General features: G+C 41.6%; 1 pseudogene. It reads left to right on the forward strand.

The features are described 5' to 3' along the window. Nucleotides 1-1344: pseudogene (locus Q4500_RS18590) on the forward strand (hypothetical protein); the annotation flags it as partial.

Here is a 1344-nt window from a genome sequence, read left to right on the forward strand (position 1 = left end):
AACATTTACAGAAACACTATCAACTTTAGTAGACAATGCAGACGGAACATTTACATACACAAATGAAGACGGAGTAGTAACTACATTCGATGCAAAGCGTTCAACAGTATTAGATAATGGTGATGGTACCTTTACAATCACGGATGATTCAGGAAACTCGGCAGTAGTAGATACCAACAATACGGTAACTACCTTGGTAAATAACGGTGATGGTAGTTTCACGTATACCTCAGAAGATGGTACGGTAACAACATTTACAGAAACACTATCAACTTTAGTAGACAATGCAGACGGAACATTTACATACACAAATGAAGACGGAGTAGTAACTACATTCGATGCAAAGCGTTCAACAGTATTAGATAATGGCGATGGTACATTTACCATTACGGATGATTCTGGAACTTCGGTAACATTAGATACGAACAATACAGTAACCACATTGGTTAATAATGGCGATGGTAGTTTTACTTATACCAATGAAAGTGGAACTTCAGTTTTATTCCGAGCATCTACAATTAGTGATAATGGAGATGGTACTTCAACAATTGTACTAGCTGATGGCGGAACAATTATTGTTGATAACGATGGAGTAGATAATGTTGATGATGCGGATAATTTTATCGGAAACGAATATAACACAGGAAGTGCAATTACAGACGGTAGTTTAGAGATTACCGATGGTGGCGGTACAGAATCGGTTAATCTTATCAGTACTAATGCTAATAACGATTTAGCCTTTGGTACAGATGGTGCATTGTATTTAAATGTAGCTTCTGTAACAATATCAGAAACTGTAACAACCCTTGCGGATAATGGAGATGGTAGCTTTACTTATACTAATGAAAGCGGAGCACCGGTATCATTCCAAGCCTCAACAATAACAAATAACGGTGATGGAACATCAACAGTTGCATTAGCAGATGGAGGATCTATCATTTTAGATAATGATGGTGTAGATAATGTAGACGATGCAGATAACGATCCAAATAATGAAATAGAATTACCAACAGGTGGTACTAACGGACAAGTTTTGTCTACCGACGGTTCTGGAACATATACATGGGTTGACGCAGATACAGGTCCTCAAGGTCCAGTAGGACCAGCGGGAGCGGATGGCGCAACAGGAGCAACGGGTCCACAAGGAATACCAGGGAATGATGGAGCAACAGGTGCGACAGGTCCACAAGGAATACCAGGAAATGATGGAGCAACGGGAGCACAAGGTCCAGCCGGTCCAGTAGGGCCAGCGGGAGCAGATGGAAACGATGGAGCAACAGGTGCGACAGGTCCACAAGGAATACCAGGAAATGATGGAGCAACGGGAGCACAAGGTCCAGCCGG

The organism is Maribacter sp. 1_MG-2023, assembly GCF_030547005.1.
Lineage (GTDB): Bacteria > Bacteroidota > Bacteroidia > Flavobacteriales > Flavobacteriaceae > Maribacter.